This is a genomic window from Pontixanthobacter rizhaonensis (assembly GCF_012972675.1).
Taxonomy (GTDB): domain Bacteria; phylum Pseudomonadota; class Alphaproteobacteria; order Sphingomonadales; family Sphingomonadaceae; genus Pontixanthobacter; species Pontixanthobacter rizhaonensis.
In genome coordinates this window covers 261,686-279,195 of record NZ_JABCRE010000002.1, presented here as the reverse complement: position 1 = coordinate 279,195, position 17,510 = coordinate 261,686, and the positions used below count along the sequence as shown (strand labels likewise).

Sequence of the window (17,510 nt, the reverse complement as noted above, 5' to 3'; positions counted from 1 at the left end):
ATAGGACTAATTTTAGGTTAACGCCGTTCTAAAGGATTGGCTCAAACACCAAAAAATGCCGTATTTGTAAAAACCTTGGGCATGGAAACACTTTACTAACGCCCTGTTCACTATACCGTTGGCACAATTATCGCGATGAAGAAGGTTCGCAGACAGATATGTTAAATGCGCGCGCATTAAAATTTATGCTAGCTGGCGGGCTATTGGCCGCAGCAGCCCCTGCCCTTGCGGATGTCAAATCGGGCGTCGATGCATGGAGCAAAGGAGATTATGCCGCTGCCGTTCGCGAATGGCGCGAGCCTGCCAATGCTGGCGATCCTGATGCGCAGTTTAATATGGCGCAAGCTTATCGGCTGGGCCGCGGCGTTGAAGCCAATTCCAAACAAGCCGAAATTCTGTACGCCAAAGCCGCCGCCAAAGGGCACATCAAAGCGGCCGACAATTACGGACTGCTGTTGTTTCAAGACGGCCGCCGTGAAGAAGCTATGCCTTATGTTAAGGCAGCCGCTGACCGCGGAGATCCGCGGGCACAATATTTGATCGGCATCGCCCACTTTAACGGTGATCTAGTCGAGAAAGACTGGGTCCGTGCCTATGCATTGCTGACCCTCGCCAACACCACTGGCCTGCCTCAGGCCAAACCAGCAATTGCGCAGATGGATGATTTCATTCCGCTTGAACAACGCCAACAAGCGCAGCTGGTTGCACAGAACTTGAAACGACAAGCAGAAACGAACCGCTCGCAACAATTGGCTGCGGCCGATCTGGGTGTACGTTCTGCCACTCCGGGCACCAATCCTACCCGGGTGGCCCCTACTCCTCCGCCGCGCGTGGCTGCGGCGCCGACAAATAGTGCGCCTCTTCCAAGTGCTGGAAACAGAATTCCACAGCCGATCCAACGGACCAGCGTCGCTCCATCCATTGCCGCTGCAAGAACGGCTGTCGCCGAAGCAGAGCGGGTGACGGGCACAGAAACGCCGGCCAATGCGGGTGCAGACTTTGCACGGCGCAATGCGGCACCGGCAACACCTGTTCGCACAGCAAGGGCCCCCTCACCTGCGCCAAGAACAACTGCACCGGCGGCGCGGCCAGCTCCGCCGCGGGCTCAGGCACCAACGCGGGCAAGCGGCACCAGCGCCAATGGTGTTTGGCGTGTGCAGCTCGGCGCATTTGGTGTGCGCAGCAACGCAGATCGCCTTTGGTCAAAACTATCCGGCAACGCTGCTTTGCGCGGATCAAAAAAGGTAGTTGTTCCAGCAGGGCGCCTTGTGCGTTTGCAAGCCGGCGGGTTCACCAGCCGTTCCGCAGCGCAAACCGCCTGCAACGCGCTTAAGCGCAATGGCCAGAATTGCTTGGTCACTAAATAAAGGCAGCGAATTGGTCGTTGGTAGACGGCTGATCGCGTCTGGCAGAAATCCATTCCGTAAGTCGGGGGCTAGTGATAACGAGGCCTCTCAGGGGGATTTTCATGACCGACGCGACCGTGTCTGCCGACCAACCAACATCTGATGCCCCGCTGCCATTATCCGCGATTGGAGGCCACAGGATCGCCAGCCTCGATTTTATTCGCGGCTTCGCGGTCATGGGAATTTTGGCGGCGAACATCGTCGCCTTTGGCCAGCCATTTATCGCCTATATGTGGCCAGATGCCTTTCTTACCCCGCATGGTGAGACATCCAATTGGATGTGGGTTGCCCAGTTTGTATTAATTGATGCCAAAATGCGCGGGCTGTTCACCATTCTGTTTGGCGCCAGCATGATGCTGTTCCTTGAAAAAGCATGGGAACGCGGTTCGGGCAGGCGTCTACAGGCCAAGCGCTTACTATGGCTGCTAGTGTTTGGCTTGATCCACTTTTTTATGATCTGGCGCGGTGATATTCTGATCCTGTATTCCATCGCCGGATTTGCCGCGATGGCATTCGTTAAAATGAGCGCGAAACGGCAAATGGTTCTGGGCCTAGTAGGCTATTTCATAGGCGCGCTGTTCTACGCAGCCTTTATGATTTTCCCTTACATGATCGCCGAAACAGACATAGGGACTACGCCAGAAATGGCCGAGATCCGCGCGGATATGGCGAGCGAAACTACGCTTGAACAAGCCAAAGCGGCCAAGGAGGCGCAGATCATTACCGAGGGTAATTATCTGGAATTCGTCCACTATAATCTAACAGAACACACGTGGGACCCGCTGTTTTCCCTACTGCTGTTTGCGTTTGAGACACTGCCCTTGATGCTGATTGGCATGGCTTTTTACAAGCTCGGCCTATTCTCGGGCGGGATGAACAGGTCGAAAATGCAAATCTGGGGCTGGATTGGTGTTATCGCTGGCTCTCTATTGACGCTGCCGGTTGCTTTATGGGCGCTTGAGGACGGCCTGAATTACTGGGGCACTCTGGCTGCATTTGTCGGCATTTCCCCGCTGCCACGATTGCCCGCTATCTTGGGCTTGCTCGCATTATTGGCGGTCTATGGGCCAGCCGCGACGGGCTGGCTTGGACAGCGCGTTTCAGCAGCTGGCCGGATGGCATTTTCCAACTATCTTGGCACATCCATCCTGATGCTGTTCGTTTTCCACGGTTGGGCTGGCGGCCTATATGGCCAATTGACTCGCCCGGAGCTCTATTTGGTGGTGCTTGGCGCATGGGCCGTGATGCTGCTGTGGTCGAAACCATGGCTGGAACGATTCAAATATGGTCCGCTAGAATGGATCTGGCGGTGCCTAACTTATGGCAAGATGTTCCCGCTTAAACGGTAGAGCGTGCTTATAACCCGACCTGCACCCCGCCTTTGAACACAGCGGTCGCGCGACCTTGTGCCGGTTGCCGGTCGAAAGGCGTATTTCCTGCTGTGGCGGCCATTTGGGCGGAATCGACAATCCATGGCTTGTCGGGATCGATCAAGCATATGTCCGCTTCCTGCCCCACTGCCAGCGCACCTGCATTGACACCCAGTAACGCGGCTGGGTTGCCAGCAAGCAACCGGATCAGGCGAGGCAAATCAATCACCCCGTCCCGGACCAGGTTCAGCGTCATTGCAAGCAGCGTCTCCGCCCCTGCCATTCCGGGGTCGGCATCGGAAAACGGCAATCGTTTATCTTCTGGACCGCGCGGATCATGGCCTGACGCAATTACATCAATTGTTCCGTCAGCAATCGCTGCGATAACGGCCTGCCGGTCTTCCTCGCTACGCAGCGGCGGGGAAAACTTTGCAAATGTGCGGAATTCTGCCGTCGCTAGGTCTGACAGCATAAAGTGTGCCGGGGTTACTCCGGCTGTAACGGAAACGCCGCGCGCCTTTGCGCCACGCACCAGATCAATCGAGGCCTGCGTTGTCACTTGGCGCAGATGCAGCCGTGCGCCAGCCATTTCTGCCAATGTGATATCACGTGCCACCGCCAGTGCCTCCGCTTCCGCAGGTGCGCTTGGTAAACCAAGCCGTGTCGCCATATCACCCGCAGTCGCAGCGGCAGAGCCGGACAAGCCCGCATCTTCCGCATGGCTCACGACAACCAAGTCCAGCATCGCGGCATATTGTAACAAGCGCAGCATTGTGCCGGAATCGGCAATCCAGCTACGGCCGGTCGCCACTCCGCGAGCGCCAGCAGCCTTCATCAAGCCTATCTCTGACAGTTCCTGCCCTGCCAAACCCTTCGTAGCTGCAGCCAAAGGATGCACCCAGAAATCCGGTTTCCCACTCTGCGCGACAAGCTTGACCCGCGACGGGTAATCAAGCGGCGGACTTTGATCCGGCATAACTGCTGCGCGCGTAATACCACCGAAATGGAATGCAGGCTTGTCCACTGCAAACACGCCAAAATCAACCAGACCAGGCGCGATCAACTGGCCGCGTGCATCCACAACAGTGTCACCGCTCTGCGCGTCAACATCGCCCAATTGTTCGATCAGGCCATCAACCAGACGAATTCCGCCAGATTGCATACCGTCCGGCAGAACCAATTGTCCGCCAGTAATCGTTAGCGGGGTTTGCTGCTTCATGCCCAACCCTCCACTTGCCGCGTCTTGCGGGTCAGCACATCCAATGCGGACATCCGGATCGCCACGCCCATTTCAACCTGCCGTGTGATAATCGACCGGCCAATCATGTCGGCCACTTCGCTGTCAATTTCCACCCCGCGGTTCATTGGTCCGGGATGCATCACCAATGCATCCGGGGCAGCGCGTGCAAGCCGTTCTTTGGTCAAGCCGAACAAGTGGTGATATTCGCGCGCAGACGGGATGAACTGCCCTTCCATCCGCTCCGTTTGCAGTCGCAGCATCATCACCACATCTGCGCCTTCCAGTGCCGCGTCGAAATCAGAAAACGGCTGTGCGCCCATCGCGTCAACCTGTGCTGGCATCAAGGCTGGCGGGGCACATAATCGCACTGTGGCCCCGAGTGCAGTCAGACACAGAATGTTGGAGCGTGCAACGCGGCTGTGCAAAATGTCGCCGCAAATCGTCACTGTTAAGCCGGTAAAATCATCCGCACTGTGCCCGCGTTCGCGCAAAGCATGGCGCAGTGCCAAGGCATCGAGCAATGCTTGGGTCGGATGTTCATGTTGCCCGTCCCCAGCATTCAACACCGGGCAATCGACCTTATCCGCAATCAATTCTACCGCGCCGCTCGATCCGTGGCGGATCACGATCGCGTCCGCCCGCATCGCGTTGAGAGTGATCGCCGTGTCGATCAGCGTTTCACCCTTTTTCACACTGCTGGTGGCGGCGTGCATATTGACCACGTCGGCGCCCAGCCGTTTGCCCGCAATTTCAAAACTCAGCAGCGTGCGCGTTGACGCTTCAAAGAAGGCATTGATGATGGTCAAGCCAGCCAAAGCGTCGCTATGTTTGGTTTTTTGCCGGTTTAGATCGACCCACTGTTCCGCTTCATCCAGCAGGAATAGAATTTCGTGGCGCTCCATCTGCCCGATGCCGAGCAGATCGCGATGAGGATAGGCCAAACTGCCCGCGGGATATTCCCGAACGAGGCCAGCATGAGCCGGTGAAGATTGCGTCGATGTCATTAAAACAAAGCCCCTAGTCGAGGCAGGTTGACGGCTCAAGCGGTTTCGACTGGTATCTCGCGCTGAGAATGCCTAACAAATGCGCGGGGCAACATTTCAAGGAATAGGCAATATGGCATTCGCGGGCAAAGTCTGGCGACTTCTGGTAGGTATCAAAGACGGTTTAAGTCTGATCTTTCTGCTATTGTTCTTCACGCTATTGTTCAGCGTTCTAACCGCCAGTCCAAGCCCAGCCTCGGTTCGCGATGGTGCCCTGTTGCTCAATCTTGACGGGGTCGTGGTGGAAGAAAAATCGGCCATTGATCCGGTGGAAGCGCTGCTATCGGGTCAGGAACCCGTCCCTGAATATCAAATCCGCGATCTGGTTCATGCGCTCGATAGCGCCGCCACTGATGATCGTATCAATTCGGTTGTCCTTGACCTGACCAGTTTTCTGGGCGGCGGACAGGTGCATATGCAGGCGCTTGGTGAGGCGATTGAACGCGTCAAAGCTGCTGACAAGCCGGTCCTTACCTATGCCGTTGGCTATGCTGATGATGGTATGAAACTCGCTGCGCACGCCAGTGAAGTATGGGTGGATCCATTGGGCGGCGCAGTGATCGCCGGTCTTGGCAGATCACGCCTGTATTACGGTGAACTGCTGGAAAATTTGGATATCAATGCGCGGGTCTACAAAGTGGGCACCTATAAATCGGCCGTGGAGCCATATCTTCGCGGCGACATGTCCCCTGAAGCGCGTGAAAATGCCGAAGCGCTTTATGGCTCGCTTTGGGAAGAATGGCAGGCCAACGTTAAAAAAGCCCGCCCCGATCTCGATCTCGACCTCGTGACCAAAACACCCGCCGAATGGGTTGCTGCCAGTAATGGTGACTTGGCTACTGCGGCGCTCGCTGCTGGCATGGTCGACAAGCTGGGCAGCCGGGTCGAATTTGGCGAACGTGTGGCGGAAATTGCGGGCAAAGACGACTTGGACGAAACGCCGGGTTCCTATGCCTATACAGAACTCGGCGCTTGGCTGGCCGACAACCCCGTGGATAGTGACGGCGACGCCATCGGTGTCGTTACCATCGCAGGCGTGATCGTTGACGGTCAAGCAGGCCCCGGCACCGCAGGCGGTGACCGGATTGCGGCCCTCCTCGATGATGCATTGGATGATGAACTGAAGGCATTGGTCGTTCGGGTTGATTCACCGGGCGGTTCGGTGCTGGCATCGGAAGAAATCCGGCGCGCCATCCTGCGTCACAAGGCGAAGGACATTCCCATCGTCGTTTCTATGGCCAATGTTGCTGCAAGCGGCGGGTACTGGGTTTCGACGCCAGGTGACCGGATATTTGCGGAACCAGAAACGATTACCGGATCTATTGGCATCTTCGCGGTTATCCCGACTTTTGAACGGGCAGCAGCAAAGTGGGGCCTTAATGCCGACGGCGTTCAAACGACCCCACTATCGGGTCAACCTGATTTGGTTGCCGGCTTCCCCGCAGAAGTAGACGCAATTTTGCAGAGTTCCATTGAAGACGGCTATTCTGATTTCCTGACCCGCGTGGGCGAGGCCCGCAATATGACGACCGCTCAGGTAGACGAAGTGGGTCAAGGCCGTGTCTGGGACGGCGGAACTGCCCGCCAAATTGGGCTGGTCGATCAATATGGCGGCATTGACGATGCTGTCGAATGGGCTGCCAAGGAAGCCGGACTGGAAGACGGCGACTGGCACGTCCAATATTTGACCAGCTCTACCGGCGAATATGACAATCTGTTGCGCGGCCTGATGGGCGGCAGTGCTGACACCGCACAACAAGGGGATCTGTTCGCGATGGTGTCAGGCCAGCAGCAGGCGCTCCTCGCGCAGGCTCGTGATGACTTTCATCTGATAATGTCGGTTCGCGGAATGCAAGCCTATTGCTTGGAATGCCCCAACACTCCTGCACAGGCGGCCTCCACAACCGCTTCTCGCGGGTGGTTCGCCAAAGCGATGATGCAATTTGCGGATTAAGTAGCGGGCGCTAATCAGCCAATCGCACCATCACTTCGTTGCGGCGGTTGGCTGGGCGCGTCCACGGTCCGTCATAAAATGCATAGGTAGGCGCTCCAGCAGCCTCCATGCCGTTCGACGCCATATAGCGGCGCAGCACATCGGTTTGAGCGGCGAGATCGCCGTTATTTGCCGTTCCGGAAAAGCGAATGACCGCAAAAGACTGCGCCGGAATTTCAAGCAGCTGCACCGCGCTGTTGACCGGCCGCGGCAAGGTTTCCATTGAGTATTCAGAAGGCATAATAAAGCGAACCTGCCAAATATCATCAGCATTTTCTTGCTGGGTGACGGGCGAGGTCATGGCAATTTTCTCGCTGGTTTTCTGGGTAACGGGAGACGTCATCGCGATCTTGTTGGACGAGATATTGTTCCCGAAAATATAGTCCGCAATCAGCCGAAAACCGCCGCTCATTGCGCGGCGACGCTCACCGCTAACCGTCACCTGGGCGACGATCATTGGCGTATATTTCCTGACTTCTATCGGCCCCTCTTGGATGAGAAGCGAAAAGTTCGGTTGTTCTGTTTCTTGTGCAGACACTATAGGCACGGGACCCATCGCAATCGCTCCTGAAACAATCGCAATAGTAAGAAATCGTGAAACAGCGTTAGACATTCCATATCCAATCAGAACAGAGGTTCACTGCTGCCAATGGCCTGATCGGTAAATTGTTCCGCTGAGCAATCTCCGGTATCACTGTCGGGCTGTAGCGATCCCTTTGGCGAGTAACGAATGCGCTGCATCGCTGACCATATCCAAGCTATCGCCGTCGCGATTCCAGATCGAATAGCGCAAACCAAGAAATACATTCATTCCCATAAGCGCCCATGCGTGGGCTTCGCTTAGATCTGGCCGAAATTCGCCATTTCTAGCGCCGGTTTGCAGCCGGTCATTGATCCGCGCTGCGATTGTTTCGTAATGCGTGCGATAGCTGGCCGGATCGACAAATTCTGCCTCATCAATGATGCGGTAGATTTCCTTATGCTCGGAAGCGAATTCCAGAAACCCGCGCAGCGCTTGCCGCTCGATATCGAGCGCCGACATAGGCTCAGTAATGGCGTCCCTTGCCGCTTGTTTGACCGAGTTGCTCATATCAACCACGAGCGCGCGGAAGATTGCATCTTTGCTGTCAAAATATGTGTAGAAACTACCCAAAGCGACACCAGCGCGGCGGGTTATCCCGCTGATAGACGCCTCGTGGAACCCGTTTTCTCCAAATTCAACGGTGGCTGCATCCAGCAGCTTGCGCAATGTTTTGCGGCCCCGCTCCGTCCGTGGCTGCTTGCTGTTTTCAGCCGTTGGCGTGGCGCTGATCGTGCTGTTTTGTGACCCCATAGGCTGATCGATTAAGCATCAATTGCCACGCTGGCAAGTCTGAATTTGAAAAGTGGTTCATGTTTCAATATTGGTAGTCCAACCACAAGGGAGAGATACCATGCGTTCAACGAATCGCGCTTTGAAATTGATGTGCCTCACAGGCGCTGCATCTGCCGCTATCGCGCTCAGCGCAGCGCCGGTCGCCGCCCAAGATGCAACTATCGAAGACACGGCAGAGACTGGCGAAGATGACGGTTTCATTGTTGTCACCGCCCGCCGAAGGGCCGAAAGACTGGTCGATGTCCCCCTTTCGGTCACCGCGATTTCTGGTGAAGATCTGTCAAAGACAGGCACATTGGAACTGACCGAGGTTGCGCAAGAGGTCCCCAACCTCACACTGGAAGTGTCACGCGGTACCAACACCACATTATCCGCGTTTATCCGCGGCGTCGGCCAGCAGGACCCAGTCGCAGGCTTTGAAGCGGGTGTTGGACTGTATGTGGACGATGTCTATCTCAACCGCCCTCAAGCCGCTGTCCTTGATATTTACGATGTTGAGCGGATTGAAGTTCTGCGCGGACCGCAAGGCACCTTGTATGGCCGCAACACCATCGGCGGCGCAATCAAATATGTGACCGCCCGACTGCCAGATGAAATGCAGGTGAAAATTCGCGGCACCTATGGTTCTTATGACCAAGCCGATCTTGTTATCAGCGGGTCTGCCCCGCTTACAGAAAGCCTCAAATTCGGTGCCAGTGCTGCCCGCCTGAGCCGAGGCGGGTTTGGTGACAATCTCACTCTGGGGACCGAGAACTACAATAAAGACGTCTGGGCTGGCCGCGCGACTTTGGAGTTCGACAACGGGCCTTTATTTGTCCGACTGTCGGGTGATTACGTCAGAGATACCAGCGAGGCACGCCAAGGGCACCGGCTTATTCCAAGCCTGTTAACCGCCGCGCCAGTGTTGGACGATGTGTTCAACACCCGTGCGGGGCTGAACGTGGTAGACCAAAAAGTGGAAGCATATGGCGGTGCGCTCAACATCGCTTTGGAAGTCAGTGATACGATTACGCTCAAAAGCATCACCGGTTACCGCAAGGATGAGTCAACCGCGCCAATTGATTTTGACAGTCTGCCGGCGGCCGATCTGGATGTCCCGGCAATCTATGAAAACAAGCAGATCAGCCAGGAATTTCAACTGCTGTATGAAGGGGATCGCCTGAACGGGGTGCTTGGCGCATATTATCTGGACGCCGATGCCTTCACGGCATTCGATGTCTTGCTTGCCAACACAGGCGCGTTGCTCAGCCTTCCCGGCCTGAACGCTCAGACATTGGGTGACGTGAACACCAAAACTTGGTCCATTTTTGGCGATTTCACTTATGACTTCTCTGACCAGCTCAGCCTGTCCTTGGGCGGACGCTTCACCAGCGATAAGCGCACCAGCCGGGTACTGCGCACTACCTTTATCGGCGGCTTTTCGCCTTTGTTCCCCCCATCAAACGCAACTGCCATTGCGGTAACATCTGACTTCAACGGCAGCGAGACTTTTGAGGAATTCACCCCGCGTGCTTCGATCAGCTACAAGCCGAACGAAAACCACAATATCTACTTCACCTATTCAAGGGGTTTTAAAGGCGGCGGGTTTGACCCCCGCGGCCAAACCACCGCGGCGCCCGATTTGGATCGCGACGGCGATATTGATCGGGATGACCAATTTGCATTCCTGCGCTTTGCACCAGAAACTGTCGATAGCTATGAATTGGGTTGGAAAGCCTCTCTTTTGGACAACCGTTTGAACATCAGCATGGCTGCATTTTTCGGCAGCTATAATGCTGTTCAAATCCCGGGCTCCGTCGGTGTGGATGCCGACAATAACGGTGTGTTTGAAAGCTTTATCGGAATTACCTCAAATGCCGGTAAAGCCAATGTGAACGGCTTTGAATTTGAAGGCCGCGCATTGGTGGGCGAGGACTTTGCCGGGGCGGGTAGCCGGTTGAATGTCAACTGGGCGCTTGGCTATGTCGATGCAGAATATAAACAATTTATCGACGCGTTCGGCAACGATGTCGCTGACCAGCGAGTATTCCAGAATACGCCAGAAATCACTGCAAATATGGGTTTCAATCTGGGCATTCCGGTTGCATCCGGCATGGCCGATTTTATTGGCTCAGCCAGCTTACGGTCCGACGCGAGCCAATTTGAAACGCCCAATGCGTTTCTCGATCAAGATGGCTTTGTCCTGTTGAATGCCAGTTTGGTGTACACCGATGATGATGACCGGTTCAGCATCGGAATTCACGGCAAAAACCTGACCGACAAACGCTACATTATATCAGGCTACAACTTTGTTGCTGGCGGAACCGGAGGCCAACCCTTCGCCCCGACTTTGGGACTGGAAGGTACTCTTACCGGCTTCTACGGCGACCCTCGTCGTTTCTACGTGACCGGCGAAATCCGCTTTTAGCACCGCCAGTAAAACACATAGGGCGTGCGCTCCGGTAAGGAGCACACGCCCTATTGTTATAATTGCAGTTTTCTTAGATGGCCGTCGGCCTCACTGTCGGCGCTGTGGGAGCCGCTGTAGGCCGCGTAGGTGCCATTTCGCTTTGCCGTCCTGAATATTTTTTCCAGGCATACCCGCCAGCAGCAATCGCGATCATCGTTGGAACGCTCGCGCGGCGTAGCACCGTCATAGATGCTAGGCCTAACGCTGTGCCCAGCGGGCCGCCAATACCACTTGTGGTTTTGGCCAGATTTTTGCCCGCGATCGCGGTGACGATGTTCTTGATCATGTGATCTCCTTTACACCAAACCAACGCAAAACTAGGCAATTCGTTCCGCTCTGGACCGCGCAGCCTCCACCGTGAAACTGCGCGGTTGCTGGTTCCACGCCCCGCTTGCAAAGACGATTGTGTCGCCAGGCGCAGTATCGTCCGCTGCATAACAATCCCACGCTTCGTGGATCATATCTGGCTGACCCCATATCTTCACAGCATTCCAATATCGGTCATCACGGAAGCCGACAAAGTGGAGAAGCGCAGTCATAGACGACAAATAGGGGTCCGCGCGCTTGAGGCCAAATCAAAACGAGTCCATAGCGCATAACCATGCATGACATTCGATTTATCCGCGAAAATCCCGAAGCTTTCGACGCCTCCATCACACGGCGCGGCATAGAGCCTGTAGCCGCCAAAATTATCGAGCTGGACGAAGCACGCAGAGCTGCTGCAACCGCCATTCAGGAAGCACAATCTAGGCGGAATGGTGCATCCAAAGCCATCGGGCAAGCGATGGGCCAAGGCGACACCGCCAGGGCCGAAGCGTTAAAGGCAGAAGTTGCCGAACTCAAAACGCGGATGCCGGAGCTGGAAGAGGAAGACCGCCGGCTTGGTAATGAACTTACAGACTTTATGGCCCGGCTGCCCAATCTGGTCGCCATTGATGTGCCTGACGGCGAAGACGAAGAGGCCAATGTCGAATTGTCGACATGGGGTGAGAAACCGTCATTCGATTTCGATCCGCAAGAGCACGCCGATATCGGCCCTGCCCTCGGCATGGACTTTGAAACAGGCGCAAAACTATCCGGTGCGCGATTTACCTTCCTGCGCGGCGACATGGCCCGGATGCACCGCGCGCTGGGGCAATTCATGCTCAATCATCAGATTGGCGCCAATGGCTACACCGAATGCGCCCCGCCCATTCTGGTCCGGGATGAAGCGATGTACGGCACCGACAAGCTGCCAAAGTTTTCAGAGGATTCATTCCAGACGACTGATGGCCGCTGGCTGATACCCACTGCGGAGGTCAGCCTGACGGCATCGGTGCAAGACCAGATCCTGGCCGAAGACGTATTTCCGATGCGCCTCACCGCTCTCACGCAATGCTTCCGCAGCGAAGCCGGGTCCGCTGGCAAGGATACACGCGGCTTTATCCGGCAGCACCAATTTGAAAAATGTGAATTGGTCAGCATCGTTCGCGCGGAGGAAAGCGAGGCCGAGCATGAGCGCATGACCCGCTGCGCCGAAGAAATTCTGGAAGCTTTGGAGCTGCCCTATCGTAAGGTCCTGCTATGCAGCGGGGACATCGGCTTTGGTGCCCGAAAGACCTACGATCTGGAAGTGTGGCTCCCCGGCCAAGGCGCCTATCGTGAGATTAGCTCTTGCTCCAACACAGGTGATTTTCAGGCCCGGCGGATGAACACCCGTTTCAAGCCAGAAGGCGAGAAGAAGACCGTCTATCCCCACACTCTCAACGGATCTGGCCTTGCAGTAGGCCGAACATTGGTGGCGATCATGGAAAACTACCAGAAGGCCGATGGCAGCGTCTCTGTGCCAGAGGTTTTGAAACCCTATATGGCCGGCGTTGAAACGCTAAAGCCGGTCCACTGATGCGGATATTGCTGACCAATGATGATGGTATCTTCGCGCCGGGCCTCGAAGTGCTGGAAGCTATCGCAGCCGAGTTTAGCGACGATGTCTGGGTGTGCGCCCCGCATGAAGAACAATCCGGGGCCGGGCATTCGCTGTCACTTAACGCACCTGTAAGGCTACATAAGCACGGGCCAAAACGCTTCTCAGTCACCGGAACACCGACAGACTCCGTCACGCTGGCCTTGCGTAAAGTGCTGGACAGCCCGCCCGATGTAATCCTGTCCGGTGTTAATCGCGGCGCCAATCTGGGGGATGACATCACCTATTCAGGCACAGTGTCTGCCGCCATCGAAGGCGCATTGGCGGGTGTCCGGTCGATTGCGCTGAGCCAAGTATATGATCGCAATGCAGACCATGAACAGTTTGCGGCGACCCGTGAGTGGGGCGTGCGGGCGATTGGGCCACTGCTGAAAGCACCCTTGCCCTCTCGCACATTGGTAAATGTAAACTTTCCACCACTTCCCGCCTCAAAAGTTGCAGGGATTCGCGCAGTCAGGCAAGGTTTCCATGACTACTCGCGCGGCTCGGTAGTCGAAGGGAAGGACCCGCGCGGTCTGCCCTATTACTGGTTTGGGCTGCATGCGATTGAGCATACGCTCGATCACGGGACAGATTTGGAAGCGATAGATGAAGGCTTCGTTTCGGTGACTCCGCTGCAACTGGATCTCACCCACTATGCCTCCATTGGCGCTTTGGCGGAGAGGTATGAAACATGATGCGATTTGGCCTGAAGAAGGTAGCTCTGTTGGCAGCAATCCCCCTATTGCTGGCTGCCGGTAATCCAGCGACCGAAACAGAACACACGGTCGAAGAAGGTGAAACGCTGGGCGGGATCGCCAGCCGCGCGAATGTGCCGGCAGCGGTCATCGCCGCAGCCAACGGTCTGGTGGAACCCTACAACGTGCGTGTCGGGCAGACACTGCAAATCCCGCGGCAGAGGGTACATATCGTCAAAGAAGGCGATACCGGCTTCGGCATAGCCCAGCGTTACGGTGTGCCTTTCCAAAATATAGCCATCGCAAACGGCCTGTCCGAGCCATACACAATGATAACTGGCAAACGGCTTATCATTCCAGCTGTTATGAAGGCGGTCACTAACCCCCAACCCGCACGCACAGAGCCATATTTCCGTTGGCCGCATGATGGCAAAGTGATGCTCGGCTATTCTCTGCGCGAAGATGGCGGCGGGCATGATGGTCTGGATTTCCAGGCTAATCTTGGCGACATGGTTCGCGCATCGGCATCGGGCACAGTCGTTTTCGCCGATAAAGAACCCAAGCGGTTTGGCCGCCTAGTGGTCGTCGATCACGGGAATGGCTGGCGCACGCGCTACGGCCATCTTGACCGGATAACCGTGAAACTTGGCGATGTCGTCAAGACTGGTGAGCGCATTGGAACAGCCGGTGAAGCCGGTATTGCGACACGTCCGGAAGTGCATTTTGAAATTATGAAGAACAACAAGCGCGTTGACCCGGCGAGCAAGCTGCCCCAACGATAAACATTCATGGATAAACCGATAGATAGGATTGGGGATACCGGCGGCAAACGGCGGATGCGCGGTCCAAAGTTCCGCCCCCTGCGACGCGCAACACGGTTACCCGTTTGGGGTGATTTGGGGATCCGGATCGGGCTTGCCCTATTGCTGATTTGGATCGTGATTGCGATCCACTGGTTTGACCGCGGCGGGCTGGTGGATAGCGTCGATGGCGAGGTGAGTTTCCTCGATGTGGTGTATTTCACCATGATTTCTGTCACGACAACTGGCTTTGGCGATATTGCCCCGGTGACCGACAGGGCCCGAATGGTGGAGGCTGTTATTGTCACCCCGATCAGGTTTGCTGTCTTTTTCATTTTCGTGGGCACAGCCTATAATTTCATCATCAAGCGCAGCTGGGAGAAGTTTCGCATGGCGCGTATTCAGGAAAAACTATCGGGCCACGTGATCGTACTGGGGTATGGCGTATCCGGTTCGGAATCTGTCGGAGAGCTGATTGAGCGCGGCACTGACCCGCACAATATCGTTGTCATCGACCCCAGCGAAGACCGTCTCGCAGAAGCCGAGAAACTTGGCTGTAACGTGATGGCAGGAGACGCCACGCGTGATGAAACGCTCAATGCGGTACGCGTTACCGAAGCCAAGAACGTTCTCGTTTCCGCTGGACGCGATGATACATCAATCCTGATCGTCCTAACCGTACGTCATTTGGCACCAGACTTACCGATCAGCGTTGTCGTCCGCGCCGATGATAACGAAATATTGGCCCGGCAGGCGGGTGCCAACATTGTCATCAATCCGGTCCGCTTTACTGGCTTGCTTCTCGCTGGTTCAGCAAAGGGCGCGCATATTGCCGACTATTTGGCTGATCTAGCCTCCGTCACTGGGCGCGTTCAATTGGTTGAGCGGGAAATTACCGCCGAAGAATGCGGCTGCTCGATCGCGGAACTGCGCACTGGCGGCCGCGGATTGCGGGTTTATCGCGGGGGACGGATTCTCGGCTTCTGGGAAGATGAATGCCAGAATCTGCAAACTGGCGACATCGTGGTCGAGATTGTCCCTACTGAAAGCGGAGAGGACCGCGGGGACGGCCATAATGGCCGCCACTGAACCGCAATCTTCCATCATGCCCCCTAAGCTTTACGGCAAATATGCGTGGACCAGCCCCATCGCGATATAGAACAATATCCAATATCCGGCGTCGATAAAGAACAGTGCCTTGCCCTTTTGCGAGAACAAATAAGCGGTTCCAAGCGCCGGGATAATAAACCCTATCGCCACACCAAACGCGGTCATCACTTTCGCCAGAACTGACAAATCAGCCCCCAACGCGGCATAGCTGGCGAAGGTATGCGCCAATGTCCAACTGCCCAGCAGCGAGAACGCAAACGCCCCGCCATAAATCAGGCCCATATTACCTTCTTTAATCTGTTCCTCTGTCAGGCCGACCGCGCCCATCCATTTCTTGCCCATTACCGGGCCATACCAAATGCCGCCCACGATAAAGCCGCATATCGCCGCCAGCACAATCGCCAGCCAATTTACCTCAAACATGCTGTTTCCCCTCCCAGGATAAAGCCGGTTTTGCGACCCGGTACGCTTACTATAGCGCAAACCGGGCTTCGCGTGTAGAGCGCCCCTCAATCATGAGCACAGCATCACACACTCCCCCGCAGACACTGCCAGACGCCAAGAAGGTCGGCATGGTCAGCCTTGGCTGCCCCAAAGCCCTGGTCGATTCCGAACGTATCCTCACCCGGCTGCGGGCAGATGGCTACGCCATGTCCCCCGATTATGCCGGGGCGGATGTGGTGCTGGTCAACACCTGCGGCTTCCTCGATAGCGCCAAGGAAGAGAGCCTCGCCGCGATCGGAGAAGCCATTGCCGAAAATGGCCGCGTTATCGTGACCGGCTGCATGGGTGACGAGGCGGAGGCGATCCGCGCCGCCCATCCCCAAGTCCTCGCCGTTACGGGTGCGCATCAATATGAACAGGTCGTCGATGCCGTTCATACCCATGCCCCGCCGTCGCAAGGGCCGTTTGTAGACCTCATACCCCAGCCGGATATCAAGCTCACCCCGCGCCATTACAGCTACCTCAAAATTTCCGAGGGCTGCAACCATTCCTGCGCCTTCTGCATCATCCCCGACCTGCGCGGCAAGCTGGCCAGCCGCCGGATTGATGCCGTTCTGCGAGAGGCAGAAAAACTGGTCGCGGCCGGCACCAAAGAACTGCTTGTCATCAGCCAGGACACCTCTGCCTACGGCGTCGACACCCGGCATGATCCGCGCCAGTGGAAGGGCCGCGAAGTCCGCGCCCATATGACCGACCTTGCGCGCGAGCTGGGCGAGCTCAAAACGCCGGAGGGGGACACCCCGTGGACCCGGCTGCACTATGTCTACCCCTACCCCCATGTCGATAGCGTGATCCCGCTGATGGCAGAGGGGCTGCTGACCCCGTATCTGGACATTCCCTTCCAGCACGCCAGCCCCAAGGTTCTCAAATCCATGCGCCGCCCGGCTAACGAGGCAAAGGTGCTGGAACGCCTCAAAAACTGGCGCGATATCTGCCCCGATATCGCCATCCGCAGCAGCTTTGTGGTCGGCTTCCCGGGCGAGACAGAGGAAGATTTCCAGTACCTCGTCAATTGGCTGGAAGAAGCCCAGCTCGACCGCGTCGGTGCCTTCCGCTTTGAACCGGTCGAAGGCGCGCGGGCCAATGCCCTGCCCGATCCCGTGCCGGAGGAGATCAAAGAAGAACGCTACGCCAAATTGATGGAGGTCACCGCCCGCATCAGCGCCGCCAAATTGGAAGCCAAGATCGGCACCACCATCCCTGTTATCGTGGATGAAGTGGGCGAGCCGGACGAAGATGGCGACATCGGAGCCACCGCGCGCAGCCAGGCCGACGCGCCGGAAATTGACGGCAATGTCTTCCTGCGCAACGTGCCCGAGGCACTTGCCGCGGGCGATTTTGTGACCGTAACCGTGGAAGATGCCGACGCGCATGATCTGTATGCGGTGCCGGTGTAAAAATCACACGGCACACCGCCCGAAGTTGACAAAGTTGACACTGTGTCAGGCGCGCATTTGCACAGGTTTCCGTTATTATTGAACGACTTGTAGCAAATATGCGAAGTTGACACTGTGCGCGCGCAAAACACGCAGATGAGGCGCAGCATAGGGGGATCAACAGTATGAAAGAGCGCCGCCACC

Annotated in this window: 16 protein-coding genes; 9 read left to right on the top strand and 7 right to left on the bottom strand. The window is 56.3% G+C overall.

Annotated features, from left to right (window positions below; genetic code table 11):
* Nucleotides 1-158 precede the first annotated feature (158 nt).
* Both HKD42_RS01190 and HKD42_RS01185 read left to right on the top strand, forming a co-directional pair.
* A complete protein-coding gene (locus HKD42_RS01190; protein ID WP_170009526.1) occupies nt 159-1,367 on the top strand; it encodes an SPOR domain-containing protein in 1,209 nt (402 codons plus the stop codon).
* A gap of 101 nt (nt 1,368-1,468) precedes the next feature.
* The gene (locus HKD42_RS01185) at nt 1,469-2,755 is read left to right on the top strand and encodes a DUF418 domain-containing protein (protein WP_170009524.1); all 1,287 of its coding nucleotides are present in this window, start codon (nt 1,469-1,471) and stop codon (nt 2,753-2,755) included.
* Nucleotides 2,756-2,762: 7 nt separating this feature from the next.
* Here HKD42_RS01185 and HKD42_RS01180 read toward each other — a convergent pair whose 3' ends face one another.
* Nucleotides 2,763-3,995, bottom strand: coding sequence for a dihydroorotase (locus HKD42_RS01180; protein ID WP_170009522.1), 1,233 nt, complete (start codon nt 3,993-3,995; stop codon nt 2,763-2,765).
* On the bottom strand, nt 3,992-5,020 hold the full coding sequence (locus HKD42_RS01175) for an aspartate carbamoyltransferase catalytic subunit (RefSeq protein ID WP_170009520.1): 1,029 nt from the start codon (nt 5,018-5,020) through the stop codon (nt 3,992-3,994). The genes HKD42_RS01180 and HKD42_RS01175 overlap by 4 nt, the downstream gene beginning before the upstream one ends.
* A 112-nt stretch (nt 5,021-5,132) precedes the next feature.
* On the opposite strand from HKD42_RS01175, the gene sppA reads away from it, so the two are divergent.
* The gene (gene sppA, locus HKD42_RS01170) at nt 5,133-7,013 is read left to right on the top strand and encodes a signal peptide peptidase SppA (protein ID WP_170009518.1); all 1,881 of its coding nucleotides are present in this window, start codon (nt 5,133-5,135) and stop codon (nt 7,011-7,013) included.
* 10 nt (nt 7,014-7,023) lie between these two features.
* On the opposite strand, the gene HKD42_RS01165 is transcribed toward sppA, so the two are convergent.
* Nucleotides 7,024-7,665: an SOUL family heme-binding protein gene (locus HKD42_RS01165; RefSeq protein ID WP_170009516.1), complete on the bottom strand. Its 642-nt coding sequence runs from the start codon at nt 7,663-7,665 to the stop codon at nt 7,024-7,026.
* Nucleotides 7,666-7,743: 78 nt separating this feature from the next.
* Complete coding sequence (locus HKD42_RS01160) at nt 7,744-8,385, bottom strand: TetR/AcrR family transcriptional regulator (protein ID WP_170009514.1); 642 nt, start codon at nt 8,383-8,385, stop codon at nt 7,744-7,746.
* A 100-nt stretch (nt 8,386-8,485) separates the two neighbouring features.
* Here HKD42_RS01160 and HKD42_RS01155 point away from each other — a divergent pair, with 100 nt between their 5' ends.
* Nucleotides 8,486-10,834: a TonB-dependent receptor gene (locus tag HKD42_RS01155; RefSeq protein ID WP_170009512.1), complete on the top strand. Its 2,349-nt coding sequence runs from the start codon at nt 8,486-8,488 to the stop codon at nt 10,832-10,834.
* Between the two features lie 73 nt (nt 10,835-10,907).
* Here HKD42_RS01155 and HKD42_RS01150 read toward each other — a convergent pair whose 3' ends face one another.
* Both HKD42_RS01150 and HKD42_RS01145 read right to left on the bottom strand, forming a co-directional pair.
* On the bottom strand, nt 10,908-11,162 hold the full coding sequence (locus tag HKD42_RS01150; protein ID WP_170009510.1) for a hypothetical protein: 255 nt from the start codon (nt 11,160-11,162) through the stop codon (nt 10,908-10,910).
* A 31-nt stretch (nt 11,163-11,193) separates the two neighbouring features.
* Nucleotides 11,194-11,415 (bottom strand): hypothetical protein, encoded by a 222-nt coding sequence (locus tag HKD42_RS01145; RefSeq protein WP_170009155.1) that lies wholly within the window; start codon nt 11,413-11,415, stop codon nt 11,194-11,196.
* A gap of 62 nt (nt 11,416-11,477) precedes the next feature.
* Here HKD42_RS01145 and serS point away from each other — a divergent pair, with 62 nt between their 5' ends.
* From serS to HKD42_RS01125, 4 genes are read left to right on the top strand one after another with little or no spacing between them, the layout of a single operon-like run.
* Nucleotides 11,478-12,758, top strand: coding sequence for a serine--tRNA ligase (gene serS, locus HKD42_RS01140; protein WP_170009508.1), 1,281 nt, complete (start codon nt 11,478-11,480; stop codon nt 12,756-12,758).
* A complete protein-coding gene (gene surE, locus HKD42_RS01135) occupies nt 12,758-13,516 on the top strand; it encodes a 5'/3'-nucleotidase SurE (RefSeq protein WP_170009506.1) in 759 nt (252 codons plus the stop codon). The genes serS and surE overlap by 1 nt, the downstream gene beginning before the upstream one ends.
* The gene (locus HKD42_RS01130; RefSeq protein ID WP_170009504.1) at nt 13,513-14,298 is read left to right on the top strand and encodes a M23 family metallopeptidase; all 786 of its coding nucleotides are present in this window, start codon (nt 13,513-13,515) and stop codon (nt 14,296-14,298) included. The genes surE and HKD42_RS01130 overlap by 4 nt, the downstream gene beginning before the upstream one ends.
* Before the next feature lie 6 nt (nt 14,299-14,304).
* Entirely contained in the window at nt 14,305-15,405 is a 1,101-nt protein-coding gene (locus HKD42_RS01125; protein ID WP_425500356.1) for a potassium channel family protein, read from the top strand.
* A gap of 30 nt (nt 15,406-15,435) precedes the next feature.
* On the opposite strand, the gene HKD42_RS01120 is transcribed toward HKD42_RS01125, so the two are convergent.
* Complete coding sequence (locus HKD42_RS01120) at nt 15,436-15,849, bottom strand: DUF1761 domain-containing protein (protein ID WP_170009502.1); 414 nt, start codon at nt 15,847-15,849, stop codon at nt 15,436-15,438.
* A gap of 92 nt (nt 15,850-15,941) precedes the next feature.
* Here HKD42_RS01120 and rimO point away from each other — a divergent pair, with 92 nt between their 5' ends.
* Nucleotides 15,942-17,327, top strand: coding sequence for a 30S ribosomal protein S12 methylthiotransferase RimO (gene rimO, locus HKD42_RS01115; RefSeq protein ID WP_170009500.1), 1,386 nt, complete (start codon nt 15,942-15,944; stop codon nt 17,325-17,327).
* Nucleotides 17,328-17,510: the final 183 nt, after the last annotated feature.

Coding starts and splice junctions, on each gene's coding strand:
- HKD42_RS01190 (WP_170009526.1), top strand. CDS start 159: ATGTTAAATGCGCGCGCATTAAAATTTATGCTAGCTGGCGGGCTATTG.
- HKD42_RS01185 (WP_170009524.1), top strand. CDS start 1,469: ATGACCGACGCGACCGTGTCTGCCGACCAACCAACATCTGATGCCCCG.
- HKD42_RS01180 (WP_170009522.1), bottom strand. CDS start 3,995: ATGAAGCAGCAAACCCCGCTAACGATTACTGGCGGACAATTGGTTCTG.
- HKD42_RS01175 (WP_170009520.1), bottom strand. CDS start 5,020: ATGACATCGACGCAATCTTCACCGGCTCATGCTGGCCTCGTTCGGGAA.
- sppA (WP_170009518.1), top strand. CDS start 5,133: ATGGCATTCGCGGGCAAAGTCTGGCGACTTCTGGTAGGTATCAAAGAC.
- HKD42_RS01165 (WP_170009516.1), bottom strand. CDS start 7,665: ATGTCTAACGCTGTTTCACGATTTCTTACTATTGCGATTGTTTCAGGA.
- HKD42_RS01160 (WP_170009514.1), bottom strand. CDS start 8,385: ATGGGGTCACAAAACAGCACGATCAGCGCCACGCCAACGGCTGAAAAC.
- HKD42_RS01155 (WP_170009512.1), top strand. CDS start 8,486: ATGCGTTCAACGAATCGCGCTTTGAAATTGATGTGCCTCACAGGCGCT.
- HKD42_RS01150 (WP_170009510.1), bottom strand. CDS start 11,162: ATGATCAAGAACATCGTCACCGCGATCGCGGGCAAAAATCTGGCCAAA.
- HKD42_RS01145 (WP_170009155.1), bottom strand. CDS start 11,415: ATGACTGCGCTTCTCCACTTTGTCGGCTTCCGTGATGACCGATATTGG.
- serS (WP_170009508.1), top strand. CDS start 11,478: ATGCATGACATTCGATTTATCCGCGAAAATCCCGAAGCTTTCGACGCC.
- surE (WP_170009506.1), top strand. CDS start 12,758: ATGCGGATATTGCTGACCAATGATGATGGTATCTTCGCGCCGGGCCTC.
- HKD42_RS01130 (WP_170009504.1), top strand. CDS start 13,513: ATGATGCGATTTGGCCTGAAGAAGGTAGCTCTGTTGGCAGCAATCCCC.
- HKD42_RS01125 (WP_425500356.1), top strand. CDS start 14,305: ATGGATAAACCGATAGATAGGATTGGGGATACCGGCGGCAAACGGCGG.
- HKD42_RS01120 (WP_170009502.1), bottom strand. CDS start 15,849: ATGTTTGAGGTAAATTGGCTGGCGATTGTGCTGGCGGCGATATGCGGC.
- rimO (WP_170009500.1), top strand. CDS start 15,942: ATGAGCACAGCATCACACACTCCCCCGCAGACACTGCCAGACGCCAAG.